Annotated in this window: 11 protein-coding genes and 1 pseudogene; 6 read left to right on the forward strand and 6 right to left on the reverse strand. The window is 29.7% G+C overall.

Annotation, left to right across the window (positions count from 1 at the left end; translation table 11 throughout):
• Positions 1-71: 71 nt before the first annotated feature.
• The 3 genes and pseudogenes from OCU47_RS11030 to pfkB form a co-directional block, all read right to left on the reverse strand.
• Positions 72-2,990, reverse strand: a complete 2,919-nt coding sequence (locus OCU47_RS11030; RefSeq protein WP_261828654.1) for an insulinase family protein — start codon at positions 2,988-2,990, stop codon at positions 72-74.
• 494 nt (positions 2,991-3,484) lie between these two features.
• Positions 3,485-4,687, reverse strand: a pseudogene (locus OCU47_RS11035) (DEAD/DEAH box helicase); the annotation flags it as partial.
• 423 nt (positions 4,688-5,110) lie between these two features.
• Positions 5,111-6,025 (reverse strand): 1-phosphofructokinase, encoded by a 915-nt coding sequence (gene pfkB / locus OCU47_RS11040; RefSeq protein ID WP_261828655.1) that lies wholly within the window; start codon positions 6,023-6,025, stop codon positions 5,111-5,113.
• Between the two features lie 378 nt (positions 6,026-6,403).
• On the opposite strand from pfkB, the gene OCU47_RS11045 reads away from it, so the two are divergent.
• Both OCU47_RS11045 and OCU47_RS11050 read left to right on the forward strand, forming a co-directional pair.
• The gene (locus tag OCU47_RS11045; RefSeq protein ID WP_261828656.1) at positions 6,404-6,835 is read left to right on the forward strand and encodes a GtrA family protein; all 432 of its coding nucleotides are present in this window, start codon (positions 6,404-6,406) and stop codon (positions 6,833-6,835) included.
• A 35-nt stretch (positions 6,836-6,870) separates the two neighbouring features.
• Positions 6,871-7,830: a D-2-hydroxyacid dehydrogenase gene (locus OCU47_RS11050; RefSeq protein ID WP_261828657.1), complete on the forward strand. Its 960-nt coding sequence runs from the start codon at positions 6,871-6,873 to the stop codon at positions 7,828-7,830.
• A 225-nt stretch (positions 7,831-8,055) separates the two neighbouring features.
• Here the strand turns inward: OCU47_RS11050 and thiI are convergent, their stop codons facing one another.
• The 3 genes from thiI to OCU47_RS11065 all read right to left on the reverse strand — a co-directional run bounded on the left by thiI (position 8,056) and on the right by OCU47_RS11065 (position 11,102).
• Positions 8,056-9,210, reverse strand: a complete 1,155-nt coding sequence (gene thiI / locus OCU47_RS11055; RefSeq protein WP_261828658.1) for a tRNA uracil 4-sulfurtransferase ThiI — start codon at positions 9,208-9,210, stop codon at positions 8,056-8,058.
• Positions 9,207-10,346: a cysteine desulfurase family protein gene (locus tag OCU47_RS11060; protein WP_261828659.1), complete on the reverse strand. Its 1,140-nt coding sequence runs from the start codon at positions 10,344-10,346 to the stop codon at positions 9,207-9,209. The genes thiI and OCU47_RS11060 overlap by 4 nt, the downstream gene beginning before the upstream one ends.
• A gap of 123 nt (positions 10,347-10,469) precedes the next feature.
• Positions 10,470-11,102, reverse strand: coding sequence for an HD domain-containing protein (locus tag OCU47_RS11065; protein ID WP_261828660.1), 633 nt, complete (start codon positions 11,100-11,102; stop codon positions 10,470-10,472).
• Between the two features lie 427 nt (positions 11,103-11,529).
• On the opposite strand from OCU47_RS11065, the gene OCU47_RS11070 reads away from it, so the two are divergent.
• From OCU47_RS11070 to OCU47_RS11085, 4 genes are all read left to right on the forward strand, one after another.
• A complete protein-coding gene (locus OCU47_RS11070) occupies positions 11,530-12,132 on the forward strand; it encodes an ECF transporter S component (RefSeq protein WP_261828661.1) in 603 nt (200 codons plus the stop codon).
• 165 nt (positions 12,133-12,297) lie between these two features.
• The gene (locus OCU47_RS11075) at positions 12,298-13,263 is read left to right on the forward strand and encodes a P1 family peptidase (protein ID WP_261828662.1); all 966 of its coding nucleotides are present in this window, start codon (positions 12,298-12,300) and stop codon (positions 13,261-13,263) included.
• A 106-nt stretch (positions 13,264-13,369) separates the two neighbouring features.
• Complete coding sequence (locus OCU47_RS11080; RefSeq protein WP_261828663.1) at positions 13,370-14,143, forward strand: histidinol-phosphatase HisJ family protein; 774 nt, start codon at positions 13,370-13,372, stop codon at positions 14,141-14,143.
• Between the two features lie 268 nt (positions 14,144-14,411).
• Positions 14,412-14,918 (forward strand): HIT family protein, encoded by a 507-nt coding sequence (locus OCU47_RS11085; protein WP_261828664.1) that lies wholly within the window; start codon positions 14,412-14,414, stop codon positions 14,916-14,918.
• Positions 14,919-15,002: the final 84 nt, after the last annotated feature.

Here is a 15,002-nt window from a genome sequence, read left to right on the forward strand (position 1 = left end):
ATTATATCACATATAAATATCTTGTAAAGAATTAAAGGGAACTTTCCTAAGAAAATCCCCTCTAAATCTTTCTATTCTTTTACTCTAACTAATTGCTTGAAGTTTCCTTCTGATTTAATTTTATTTTCGTTTCCTATAGCACAAATATAATTTTCATCTAGAATATCTTGCATTAATACTTTTAATTGTTTTATTGCATTTTCATCAGTAGCAATTATTTCTTCTCTTTCTTTTTGTATCATTTCATCTGTAATACCTGATAAATAATTGGCATCTCCTACATTAAGTTTATCATCATTGCTATATGGATGATCTACCTTTCTTATGGTTCCTATGATATATCTAATGATATCTTCTCTCTCAGCCTTAAATTCATCTAAATAAGCTGGTATATTATCATAAACTCCTAAGGTCTTTTCAACATTAGGATCTCTGTAGGATAAAAATGCTCCTGATCCATCTCTTCTAAATAAGCTAAATACCCCGTAAGCACCACCTTTTACTCTTACGTTGTTCCATAGGTAATCATAACTTAAAATTGTATCTAATACATTTAAGCTTCCATTATATTTATCCCTGCTAAACATTCCGCCTTTACCTACATAGTTTACTTCAGCTTGAGTTAACAATCCTTCATTTAATGGGGTTACTTCAAAATCATATTTATTTTCTTCTCCCTTACCTTTTTTCAATGTAAGTTTGAATTTATTTATATCATTTTTGAAAGTTTCATAATCCTCTGATTCTCCAGCAAAGCTAATCAATAAATTATCACTTAAGAAAAGTTTTGAAACTATCTCTTCCAATTCCTTGACCACAGCTTCTGGATTTTCACTTAACTTATTGCTCAATTCGCAAATGAATTTATAATAAGATAAACCGTATAGTTTTTCATCATATAAACCCCTAGCTGACATATATGAAAGCAATCTTCTGTAAGCAACCATATGACCACTCTGCATTATCATAGTTTCTGTTCTTGATTTAACTTCATCTACAACTTGCTTTAGTCTCTTTACATCACTGAATTTAGTATGGTTTAATATCTCACTTATAATTTCTAATGCCTTGTCAGTATTGCTAAGTAATGATTTGAACTTCACTGCAAAAAATGCTTTAAACTCCTCACCTTTTGCGTAATCATTATATGCTACTGGTAGATAACTCACTTCTCCAATATTAATATTAACTATATTAGATAACTTTACATAGTCATATCTTTCTGTATCTATTTTTCCTAAAACATCGCCTAATAGTCTTAAATAGCTTACTTTTTCCTTTGCTATAACCTTTGAATTAAAATACAAGTTAGAATAAACTATTTTATTTGTATTAAATTCATGATATATAACCTTAGTGTCTTCTATATTCCTAACCTCAGTTGGTATAGTTTCTCCCTTAGGATTAATATCCTCCAAAGATAATTTAGGAATACTTGCTAACTGCTCTTTGCTATCAGGAGTATTTTGTCTTTCTAATAGCCTCTTCCCTTTTTCTATAATATTATTTAATTCCTCATCCTTAAAACTTTGCTTTATCTTATTTAATTTTTCCTTTAAGACTGCTTCCTTCTCTTCTACTAAACCCTTATTAGGTTTCATAGTTATAAGGCTTACATGATCATTATTCAAAAGATGTTCTTTTATTATATTTTCAAAATACCCATTAAACATCTCTGATTTTATCTTATCTAACACTGCATCATATTGTAAATGAGCTAGTGGATCTCCACCATATAAATAACTTTCAAGTATATTAGTATAATATACAAGACCTTTTGGAAATCCATAATAATCTGCTTCTCTTAATGTGAATTCAACCTTATTAACTGAAGCCTCTATAGCTTCCTTATCTATACCTTTAGTTGCTAATTCATTAAGTACCTCATAGATTGTGCTCTTGAATTCATCCTTTTTATCTGGATCTGAATTCTTAGCAATTATAGAAAGCATAGTTTGCTGAATTGAACTATCAAATTCACCTGAAACTGCCTTGGCAATACCCTTATCTAATAAAGCTTTCTTAAGAGGTGCTCCTGAAGTTTTAAGTAGCATATGTGTTAAAATCTCCATTGCATAACTTAATTCTGTATTAGTTGCCTTATCCACAAGAAAATTTAAATTTAAATAAGTTTTTTCTTTTTCATCTTCATCTTTTGCTATACCATAAGTAAATTCAGCTTCATGAAGCTCTGTAAAACTTTTTTGTTCTAAAATTTGAGAATCAACTTTTCTATAATCAAAATCCTTCAAATAATTATCATTGATAAACTTTAACTCTTTTTCTAAGTCCCCATTACCATATAAGTATATATAGCTATTTGATGGATGATAATATTTTTTATGGAAATCCAAGAATTCATCATAAGTTAAATCTGGAATACATTCAGGATCTCCGCCTGAATCATTTGCATATTGTGTATCTGGCAAAGTAACATTTGGTATATATCTATAAATAGAACCATCAGGAGAAGAATACGCTCCCTTCATTTCACTGTATACCACACCATTGTACTTTAACTCATCTTCCTTAGTTTCTAACTTATAATTCCATCCTTCTTGCATAAAAATTTCTTCTTGTTTATATATGTTTGGATATAGTACTGCATCCAAATAAACATCCATCAAATTAAAGAAATCTTTTTCATTCCTAGAAGCTATAGGGTATATAGTTTTATCTGGATAAGTTAATGCATTTAAGAATGTGTTCAATGAACCCTTAATCAATTCCACGAAAGGCTCTTTAGTATTAAACTTTCTAGAACCACATAAAACTGAATGCTCCAAAATATGAGCAACTCCTGTACTATTATTTGGAGGTGTTCTAAATCCTATAGCAAACACCTTATTGTCATCTTTTGAACTAAGTTTTATTAACTTTGCTTTTGTCTTATCATGTTCAAAGATATAAGCTACAGCTGCAACTTCTTTAACTGTCCTTTCTTCTTTTAGAGTAAAGCCATTATAAGAATTTCCTACTTTTAAATCCAATTTATTCACTCCCTCATTTTTCATAATATAACTACATAACAAAATAGAAGTTACTATATAAAATTAAACTATCTGTTTATTTTTAATTATGTATCTTTATATTATTATATCTATAAATGTAATAATATAATCTTACCATATTTATCTAATTAAAAAAAGCTAGATTTAATACTCATTTATTAAATCTAGCTCTTCAATATTAGACATATTCAAAAAATAAACAAGCCAATATGTGATTGATATTTTCATTTGCTATTTATTTTTATATGTTTTATTTATATAAAATATTTATTATATTAAGTTAACTATTTTGAACTCTTTCTTGAACTAAAGAAATTAGACTTTCCGTATTCATTTGCACCCTTTTTAGGCTTTTTGTTCAATTTTTCTGTTTTATAGCTATCTTTAGAAAAATCCTTATCTTTAACCCTATCTCTTCTAAAATCCTTTTCTTTAACTTCCTCTTCAACAGGAGTCTTCTTATTTAAAACTGCTTTTTTAGTTGATGAAATCTTACTCTTATTAGCATACTTATCTTTCTTTGCCTTATATTTTGGTGCCTGATCAACTATTTCTGCCATATAAATTTGTTTCTTCTCAATAATAATGTTAAAGTTCTTTTCAAATTGTTTTATAAATGATTCTTCTCTTTCTGTTACAATAGAGTACGCTACACCCTTTTCTCCAGCTCTTCCTACTCTACCTACTCTATGAAGATAATCTTTAGGATCTTCAGGTATATCTAAGTTTATAACATGAGTTATCCCTTTAATATCAAGTCCTCTTGCAGCTATATCAGATGCAACTAAAACCTGTATATTCCCTTTTCTAAAATCCTCCAAGGCTTTTTGTCTATTTTCTTTAAAATTCACACCATGCAGAGCTTCTGCCTTAATTTTATTAAATTGAAGCTTTGATAAAGTCATATTTACATCATAACTACTATTTATAAACACTAAAGCTTTTTCCGGCTTTGCAGCATTTATTAATTTTCTAAGTGCTTCTATCTTATCTCTATGCTCCACTAAAAAATAAACATGTGATATGTTTTCATTTACTTTGTTACTTGCTTTAACCCTAATTACTTCTGCTTCCCCAACAAGCTCCTTACATTTAGATAAAGTGTCATTAGCTAATGTAGCTGAAAACAACATAGTTTGCTTATTATTAGGCGTTAATTTTACTATTTTCTTTACATTATCTATATTATTTTTATCTAATAACTTATCTCCTTCATCCATAACTAACACTTTTATAGTATGTGTAGTAATCTTCTTCTTTCCTATAAGCTCTAAAACTCTTCCAGACGAACCAACTAATATTTGTGGCTTTTCCTTTAACTTATCCATTTGTCTCTTTATATTAGCACTGCCAATTAGTGAAGTTGATTTAATACTTAAACCACTACTTACTATTAATTCTTTTACCGTATTATTAATCTGCGCTACTAATTCATGAGTAGGTGCTAAGATTATACATTGCATTTCTTGTTTTGATGAATCTATTCTTTGAAGTATTGGCAATAAGTATGCTAATGTTTTACCTGTGCCTGTTTCAGATTGCCCAATTATACTCTTTCCATCTAAAGCTACAGGAATAGCCTTTTCCTGAATTTCAGTAGGTTCTGCAATTTTCAAACTTTCAACAGCTTCTAATAATTCTTCATTAAGTCCTAATTTTTTAAAATCTTCTATCATAAAATTTACCTCATTATTTTCAATAATAAATTTAGTTTATATTAGTATTGTACCATTTCTGAATTTTATCAGTATTCCTTAGTATTGTCAAAGAATATCTATTTTTTATCCGATAGCTAGCATCCGTAACACTCCAATCTTATATGAAACTCCTCTTCCTAAAGTCAGATGAGTGCTCACAGAGTAAGCGACCATCATCAAATCATAGATTTGAGATGTCTGCTTAACCGATTCACACTAAATCATAGATTTAGGTTCTCTCCTTAAGTTGGAGATAACGGCTGCACGCTCCTGGATAAGTTCAACTAAGATTCAGATGGGGATCAAACCCCACCTGAATCAAGTTTCACTTGATAATACAAATGAAAAGATACCTAAAAATATTTTTTATTTTTAGGTATCCAATATACACTTAGTTTTAATCTATTTAACTTCTGTTATTGTAATTTGTGGATATAAGTTTTCTGATTCTTCTTTAGTTGCAATGTCTAAAGAAAATGCTGTAGCACTTCCAGAAGCAATTCCTGATTTAAATGCTTGTTGCAAATCTCCACTTCTTGAATACTCTGCTAAGAAACCACCAATAAGTGAATCTCCTGCTCCTACTGAATTCTTAACTGTTCCCTTTGGAGCTGTAGCTCTATATACTCCATCTTTATTAATCATTAATGCGCCTTCACCTGCTAATGATATTATTACATTTTGCGCTCCCATATCTAGAACTTTCTTTCCATACTGAATCAATTCTTCTTGAGAATTTATCTTTACATTAAACATTTCTTCTAATTCGTGATTGTTCGGCTTAACCAAAAACGGACCATACTTTAAAGTATCAATGAATGCCTTACCTGTAGTATCTACTACAATCTTAACACCCTTACCTTTTAAATATTCAAAAATTTGAGAATATATTTCTTTATCAAGAGTACTTGGTATACTTCCTGCCAAAACCAAAATATCTCCATCATTTAATTCATCTAACTTACTATAAAAAGCTTTAATATTTTCTTGTGATATCTCTGGTCCAAGACCATTAATTTCACTTTCATCATCTGATTTTAACTTTATATTTATTCTTGAGTCACCGTTTACATGAATAAAATCAGTTTCTAAACCTATCTTTTTCAAACTACTTTCAATAAAATCTCCAGTAAACCCACCAACAAAACCTAAAGCTCTGTTTGCAATTCCTTGATTGAATAATACTCTTGAAACATTTATTCCCTTTCCACCAGGGTATTTTTCTTCAAAATTAGTTCTATTTACAGAACCAATAGTAAATTTTTCAACATTCACTATGTAATCGATTGAAGGATTTAATGTTAATGTATATATCATTTCTTCCACCATCCTTATTTTTAACTATAATAATTTCTATCTAAGTATTTACATTAATTAATCACTTTATAATACTATTATAAATTATAATTCTTTTATTTTCAATCAATTTCATTCATTTCTGTTCATGTTCCATTCATATTCTTTCATAAACAACAGTAATAATCTAGGTTAAGAGTATGAAAATAAATAACATTTCCTAATATAGTATAGATCCTTTTGCTAAACTATTTATGAATTTTCACATAATTCAACAATTTGCAACATAGATTATACTTTTTTGCTATAATATATTATAGATAATTTATAGAATACTTTTTGAGTTATTGAATAACCTTAATTATATAGATTTTAAAACTTTTTAAAGGACTGTTGTTTATGGAAATTAAATCCAAAGATTCAAAACCAATTTTACAATTTATATGCTATATATTAGTAGGCGCCTCTAATTTTATACTTGATGAAATAGTATTGAATATATTATGGTTCGTCACTGGAAGGTCTGTTGGAAAAATAAATTATTTATTTAAGTTTATATCCTTTTGCATTTATTCTACAAACGGATATATCTTAAATAAAAAAGTAACTTTTAAAAAACAAAATAAAAATTCATCTTATATAGACTATGTTTCAGTGCTAGCACTACTTTCTGCTATAGATGCAATTATAGTTTCAAAGTTTACTGTTCATAATATATTTAGACTTCATCGCCCACTTTGGGCTAATATCTGTAACCTAATTGCCTCTGCTACTACAGGAATATTAGGATTTTTAATAAACAAATTTATAGTGTTCAAAAAAGATGAATAAATATATAAATTACTATGGATGAGGGGGACTTTAATATGAAAATAACCATGCTAGATTACAAAACTTTAGGTGATGATGTAGATTTATCTCCACTTAAAAATCTCAACTATGATTTTAAAATTTATGATTTAACTTCAAAAGAACAGGTGATAGAAAGATCCCAATCTTCTGAGGTTATAATTATAAACAAGATATTAATTACAGAAGATATATTAAAACAATGTAAAAATCTAAAATTAATTTGCCTTACAGCTACTGGCACAAACAATGTTGATCTAGCAGCTGCTAAAAAATATGGAGTGGCAGTTTGCAATGTAGCTGGTTACTCTACTGACAGTGTAACTCAACATACCTTTGCTCTATTATTCTACGTTTTAGAACATCTAAAATATTATGATGAGTATGTAATAAATGGTGGATATACCGGAAGTTCTACCTTTACTCATTTGTCAAAACCATTTTGGGAATTAAATAATAAAACTTTTGGCATCATTGGTCTTGGACAAATAGGAAAGAAAGTAGCTGCAGTTGCTAAAGCCTTTGGCTGCAATATAATATATCACTCCACTTCAGGCAAGAACAGTAATAATGAATATAAACATGTTTCACTAGAAGAATTATTAAAGACAAGTGATATTGTTTCAATACATGCACCATTAAATAAGAACACTGAAAATCTAATGGATTATGAGAAACTAAGCCTAATGAAGAAATCTGCCATAATTTTAAACACTGGTAGAGGTGGAATTATCAACGAAGCTGATTTATGCAAAATTATAGATGAAGATAAAATCTTCGGTGCTGGTATAGACGTTATTTCAAAGGAACCTATAGATCCTAAAAGTCCATACTTAACAGTGAAAAATAGAGACAAATTAATCATAACTCCTCATATAGCATGGGCCACCATAGAAGCACGAAACCGCGTTATTTCGGAAGTAGCTGAAAACATAAGAGCCTTTAAAAATGGTGAATATAGAAATAGAGTTGATTAGCTTATATAAGATTTAAGAACTATTAATCATCAAAGCTGAAGTTATAAGCAAATATCAGGTGAAAATAAGTTTTACTAATTAGAACTTATAAACTAAGAAGAGGCTAACTAAACAAGTTTAATTGTCTAGTTAGCCTCTTTTTATCATATTCTACAATCTAACATTAGATTAGATTGTCTAAATTCAAATTTAAGCTTGAAGCCTTTGATTTTCCATTACAATCAATTAGAAAGTAAATACTTCCATATCCTCTACAGCCTTATTTACTAATTCATCAATTGCTAAAACACTTTCTGACTTTCTAATTTCTTCTAATCTTGGCTTAGTCTTTGGATGCTTAGGTACGAAAATAGTACAGCAGTCTTCATATGGTAAAATTGAAGTTTCATAAGTTCCAACTTGTTCAGCTACAGAAATTATATCTTCTTTATCCATAGCTATTAATGGTCTAAATACAGGTCTATCAGAAACATCATCACTTACTACAAGTCCCTCCATAGTTTGACTTGCCACCTGTCCTATACTTTCTCCTGTTGCTACAGAATGTATTTCTTTATCCTCAGCAACTTTGCATGCAACTCGCATCATAAATCTTCTCATTATGATAGTTAATTCGTCTTCTCTACACTTTTCAATTATTTGCATTTGAATATCTGTAAAAGGAACTACATATAGATTTATTCTTTCTGTATATCCTGCTAAAATCTTAGCTAATTCCTTAACTTTATCCTTTGCTCTTTCAGAAGTATATGGATGACTATGGTAATAAACACAGTTAAGCTCTACACCTCTTTTTGCCATCATATAACCTGCAACTGGTGAATCAATACCACCTGAAAGCATAAGCAAGGTTCTACCATTCATTCCATAAGGAAGTCCACCTGCTCCCTTAAGCTTATCATGATTTGTAAATACATAAGCATTTCCTTCTCTGATTTCAACATTTAATATACACTCTGGTTTATGTATATCTACTGATATATCTTCTATGTGACTTAATACATACCCACCGATATCTCTTGAAACCTCCATAGAGTTCATTGGGAATTTCTTATTAGCTCTATTAGTAACTACTTTGAAAGTTTTTGCATTGCTTTCTTTTACTTTGTTTAATGCTTCTTCTTTGATTTTATCTAAATCTACATCAACTACAGTAACTACACAAACTTCTTTAATTCCAAAAACTTTTCTAGTTCTTTCTACAACTTTGTCTAATTCCTCTGATTGTATAAACCATCTTCCTTGGTCTACAACCATAGCATGCTCAATACCACTAAGCTTTTTTGAAATATTAGTTCTTAACTTTTGTTCAAATTTATTTCTGTTTAAACCCTTTAAAAATATTTCTGGTGCACTCTTTACTAACACTAATTTGTTCATTTTTTTACTCTCCTTAAAAATGTCAATGATTTTTTCAAACTATCTATTACATAATCCACTTCTTCTTTACTATTGAATGGTGAAAAACTAAATCTTATTGCAGAATCCACATCTTTTAATTCTAATCCTAGAGCTAACAGTACATGACTTCCTTTGCCTGATTTTGATGAACAAGCTGAACCTGTAGAAACGTAAATGTCCATCTCTTCTAGCATATGAAGCAATACTTCTGATCTCAAACCTCTAAAAGATACATTTAATATATAAGGACTCATATTATCTCTAATAGGACTATTTATCCTTATATTCTCTATGTCTTCAAGTCTTTGAATAAAATATTCTTTTAACTCTGTTACTTTTTTATAACTATCTTTCATATTGTCTATTGTTATTTCAGTAGCCTTAACCATACCAAGAACTAACGGTAAATTAGAAGTTCCTGAACGTACCCCTTTTTCTTGTCCACCACCATGAATTAAAGGATTTGGATTTATCCCTTTTCTAATGTAACAGAAACCAACTCCCTTAGGTCCGTGAATTTTATGAGCACTAATACTTAAAAGATCAATATTTTGGCTTTTAACATCTATTTCTATTTTTCCATAACCTTGTACTGCATCTACATGAAATTTAGCTCTATTGCTACACTCCTTTATGGTCTTACCTATAAGAGCAAGATCTTGAATTGATCCAATCTCATTGTTTACAAACATTACAGAAACTAAAACAGTATTTTTTTTAATTTGTTCTTTAATTTGCTCAACAGAAACTTGTCCATTCTCATCTATATCTAAATAAGTTACCTCTACCCCGTTCTTTTCCATAAACTCAACGGTCCTCAAAATACTTGGATGCTCAAATCGTGATACTATTATATGATTCCCTTCTTTGGCTAAACCTTTAAGAAATAAATTATTACTTTCACTTCCACCTGAAGTAAAGAAGATTTCATCCTTTGAACAATTTATTGTAGAAGCTAGGATTTCTCTAGCTTCAGATAATTTCTTTTCACAATTCATTCCAAGCTTATGTAATGATGAGGGGTTGGCATAAAATTCTGTCATTGCTGTTGCAACTTCATTTACCACCTCATCATAAGGTTTGGTTGTGGCACTATTGTCAAAATATACCTCCATCTTTCCACCTCTTACGTACATTTATTTTTATTTTATAAACAAATAACCAGTCTATTTTTATCTAACATTAAAATGATACATAATAAGGACAAAAATTTCAACTTAATTTTAGTATATTATTAATTAATTTAATTCTTCCTTGACCTTCTCTGCTTTACGTATAAATAATTTATTTTCTTCTGTGATATCACTCAATGTTTCCTTAGTAAGATTTCCCCTGCCAACCCTATCACAAAAACATAATAGACCTAATTCCTTAGGTTCAATTTCTTTTACCATTGCTTTAATGTTTTGAAAAGGTAAATGATTTATTACGTATAATGGTTGCATATGCCATCTTACATAAGCTGTTACCCTATCTTTAAAATCATCATCTAGCTGAAATTCATCTAGAAATGACTTCACCATTTCTGCTCCTACTATGTCATGGTCATAAGAAGTCCATCTCCCATTTCTCTTCATAGTTGTTCTTACCTTACCTATATCATGCAATAAAGCTGCCCACATAAAAGCTCTTGGAAAATCACTTTTTTCCTTTTCCTTAGCAGCTCTATCCACTACCATTAAAGTGTGAATCCATGCATTTCCTTCAGGGTGATGTTTTTTCTCTTGTAGTGTTTCATTCAATTCTGAAAAAACTTTAAAAGGTTTAACATCAAATACACCCTTATTTCTCATTTTCTCAATCCAAAGTGATGGTTTCTCATCTTCTAAAAGGTGCTTTTCTATATCATTAAAAATTTCATTATTATTCATTTTCATCTTCTCCATTTATATTAATTAAACATTTAATCATCTAAGAAAAAATAACAAGTCCAAATATGCTAGCAGATGGACTTACTTATTTTTTCAAGATTCCTTATTATTATATCCAAATAAAAATTTTCTAATTCTCAAACTAAATATACTTTGATGTCTAAACTTAAAAGTTCATTTATTTTAACGATTAACTATATTAATATTAATTTTTATGCTTATGATGCATTTTTCATTCCTTTTACTTTTTAAATGGCAATGTTACGTTTTTACATGGCAATGTTATTTTTTTATTAAAGCTATTGATATATATTTTTTTCATGATAAAATACATATTGTCGGTATTTCAAAAAGAACCGAACTAATGTATTTATTAAAATAATATTACGACTTATATCCATAAGGAATAAGAACGGGGGGAATTATATTGGAAAGAAAATTATCAAAATCAAAGTTCGATACAAGAAAGCTTGTATCAGTAGGATTGCTTTCTGCAATCTCAATATTTCTAGGTTTATCTGGTTTAGGATTTATTCCTATACCTCCAGTAAAAGCAACTATACTTCATGTGCCAGTAATCATTGGTGCAATACTTGAAGGGCCTTTAGCTGGTGCTTTAGTTGGATTATTCTTTGGCTTATTCAGTATGTATAATGCCTTTGTCACACCAACACCAACTGCTTTTGTATTTTGGAATCCATTAGTAGCTGTGCTTCCTAGAATATTGATAGGACTTGGTAGTTACTATATATACGCAATCATTAACAAAGCTTTAAAAAATAAACTTTCCGGTTTTTCTATAGGCTTTGCAGCAGTATGTGGATCATTAATTAACACTATTGGTGTTTTAGGTCTTGCATATTTTATTTACTTAGACAGATTTGCAAAATCTTTAGGATTAACTGCCTCTGCAGGAGCAAAGGCTATTGCTTGGATAGGTGTTGTTAATGGAATTCCTGAAGCTATAGTTTCAGCAGTTATTACTGTTCCTATAGTTCTTGCAACTAAAAAAGCATTTAAAAGAAAATAAACTTTAGTTATTAATCACCCTCAACTTGTTTGGCATACTAGTTGAGGGTATATTATTATAAAAACAAGAATAACTATTTTAGTTACTTCATTAACTATTGGTTCAAAACATTAATTTAGAAATTATATATTAATTTTAATATTGATGAAAGAAAGGTGAAATTATATGAAAGAAATTAATTTTGTTGATCTGGAAGGCATAAAACTTGGCCATGCGCAGAATCCCAAAGGCGGTACTGGATGCTCAGTAGTTATTTGTGAAGCTGGTGCATCAGGTGGTGTTGATGTAAGAGGTGGTTCGCCCGGAACCCGTGAAACAGATTTACTAAACCCAGTAGAAATGGTAGATAAAATACACGCAGTAGTTTTAGCTGGTGGTAGTGCCTTTGGTCTTGATGCTTCCTCTGGAGTAATGGAATATCTTGAAAAACATGATGTAGGTTTTGATGTTGCTGTCACAAAGGTACCTATAGTTTGCAGCGCTGTACTTTTTGATTTGCCTTGTGGAGACAGCAATTGCCGTCCTGATAAATCTATGGGGTATAACGCCTGCATAAATTCTGAAACCTACAAAGATAATTTAAACGGAAATATAGGTGCTGGTACTGGTGCTACAGTAGGTAAATTTAAAGGTCCTGAATATGCAATGAAAGGTGGCCTTGGCACCTATGCTGTTCAAGTTGGAGATTTGCAAGTAGGTGCTATAGTTGCTGTAAATGCTTTAGGTGATATATATGACTCAGAATCTCAAAGCTTTATAGCCGGCGTACTTAATGACGATAAGACTTGCCTATTAAACACAGAAGAAATAATGATATCACAATATGATAAGGAAAAGAACGTTTTTAAAGGCAACACTACTATAGGTATTATTGTTACAAATGCCAATCTTACCAAGGCTCAAGCAAACAAAGTAGCCTCTATGGCTCATAATGGTTATGGAAGAGCAATAAGACCTGCTCATACCATGTTTGATGGTGATACAATTTTCACTATGGCTACTAATAAAGTGGATGCTGATATGAACGTAGTTGGCCTTCTTGCTGCAAGAGTTATGGAAAAAGCAATCGTAAATGGAGTTAAGGCAGCTGAAACTGCACATAACTTCTTATCATATAATAATTTAAAATAATATATATAGATCTTCAAAATATGTAAGTCAATGCATAACCTATTCTAAGCTTTTTATTTATTTTAGCTGCCTAATTTAGTAAATTTGATTTAAGGAGTGAATTAATATGATATTTGATAATCACATGCATAGCGAAATGTCCTCAGATTCTAAAATGAAAATAGAAGAAATCCTAAAAGTACAAAAAGAAAATAATCTAGGAGTTACAATCACAGAACATGTTGATTGGAATTATCGAAATCCTAATTTATTTAGATGTGATGTAAAAGCTTATTTAAAAGCTTACGAAAAATATAGAAATGACACTTTAAACCTTGGAATTGAAATAGGTCTTGGAGAAGAAATTTTAGACAAAAATATTGAAACTTCAAACAATAATTTTGACCTTGTTTTAGGTTCAATCCATATTGTAAATGACAAAGATATATTCAATGAATTTTTTCAAGAAGGTGTAACCAAACAAGCTGGTTTTGAAGAATACTTCGAATTCACTGCAAAATGCATTGAACTATACGACTGCTTTCAGGTTTTATCTCACTTAGACTACCCTAGTAGATATGCTCCATTTAAAGATCCAGAAATGTATTATGAAGACTTCAGTGATCACATTGACACTGTATTAAGAACTTTGATAAGAAAAGATAAGGTTCTAGAATTAAATACTCGTAGACTTAATGACAAGACTGCTTTCAATAATTTAAATACAATTTTAAAAAGGTATTATGACTTAGGCGGAAGATATATATCCTTAGGATCTGATGCTCATAAGCCACAAGATATCATGAATAATTTTGAAGCAGGATTAACTATGTTAAACTCATTAAATCTTACACCTGTTACCTTTAGAGAGAAAAAGCTTATTCCGCTAAATATTAAATAAAATTTGGTTACTAGTCTATTGTAACAACTATACTCCCCTCCCATCCAAAACGCCGATTTTTCCTATAAATATTTATATATTTTTCTATAAAACTTTATTTATATATTTCTATAAATAAAGTTTTATTTAAATCTATATTTATTTCTTATGAAATTTTAATTATTAAAAAATACTTAAGATAGGATTTGAATTTCAGTTTACAGAATATAGCACTTGATTTATAGTAATATTATACATTTACTTATTCTGTGAAAAGGGAGGACTTAAATTGTACGTTAAGAAATTATCAGAAGATGAAGAGAAATCACTAAAGCAAAGATTTGAAAAGATAAAAGAACTACAAGAAAAAGACATCTGTTTTGGATGTTATAACTTTACTACAGGAGATATATTCCCTGACGATGGATTGATTTTTTACGAGGATGAGAAAGTAAGGTGTCAATTTGAAAAATATCCAAGAGCAACTGGTCAAACAATTATTGTTTCAAAGGAGCATTACGAAGACATTTCTGAAATGCCTCTTGAATTAGGAACTTATATATTAAAAATATCAAATGCGATAATTAATCTTCATAAGGAAATTATTGGTGCAGAAAAAGTGTATATGTGTACTATATGTGATGGCAAAAGAAATCATCTGCATTTTCAACTTTTCCCTCGATTAAAAGGAGAACCAAGAGGCTACCAAAATTTTGTCAGAGAAGAAGGAATTCTTATGGATTATAAAGAAGAAGTAGAACTTTATAAGTGTAGAATGAAAGAGTTAATGCTCTAGATAAAGAAACCTAAAAATAATATAATTATCAATAAAGTGGACAGGTATTTCTGTCCACTTTATTGCCATATTCATAATCACAAA

This window comes from Clostridium sp. TW13, assembly GCF_024345225.1.
Lineage (GTDB): Bacteria > Bacillota > Clostridia > Clostridiales > Clostridiaceae > Inconstantimicrobium > Inconstantimicrobium mannanitabidum.

Coding starts and splice junctions, on each gene's coding strand:
- pfkB (WP_261828655.1), bottom strand. CDS start 6,025: ATGATATATACATTAACATTAAATCCTTCAATCGATTACATAGTGAAT.
- OCU47_RS11045 (WP_261828656.1), top strand. CDS start 6,404: ATGGAAATTAAATCCAAAGATTCAAAACCAATTTTACAATTTATATGC.
- OCU47_RS11050 (WP_261828657.1), top strand. CDS start 6,871: ATGAAAATAACCATGCTAGATTACAAAACTTTAGGTGATGATGTAGAT.
- thiI (WP_261828658.1), bottom strand. CDS start 9,210: ATGAACAAATTAGTGTTAGTAAAGAGTGCACCAGAAATATTTTTAAAG.
- OCU47_RS11060 (WP_261828659.1), bottom strand. CDS start 10,346: ATGGAGGTATATTTTGACAATAGTGCCACAACCAAACCTTATGATGAG.
- OCU47_RS11065 (WP_261828660.1), bottom strand. CDS start 11,102: ATGAATAATAATGAAATTTTTAATGATATAGAAAAGCACCTTTTAGAA.
- OCU47_RS11075 (WP_261828662.1), top strand. CDS start 12,298: ATGAAAGAAATTAATTTTGTTGATCTGGAAGGCATAAAACTTGGCCAT.
- OCU47_RS11080 (WP_261828663.1), top strand. CDS start 13,370: ATGATATTTGATAATCACATGCATAGCGAAATGTCCTCAGATTCTAAA.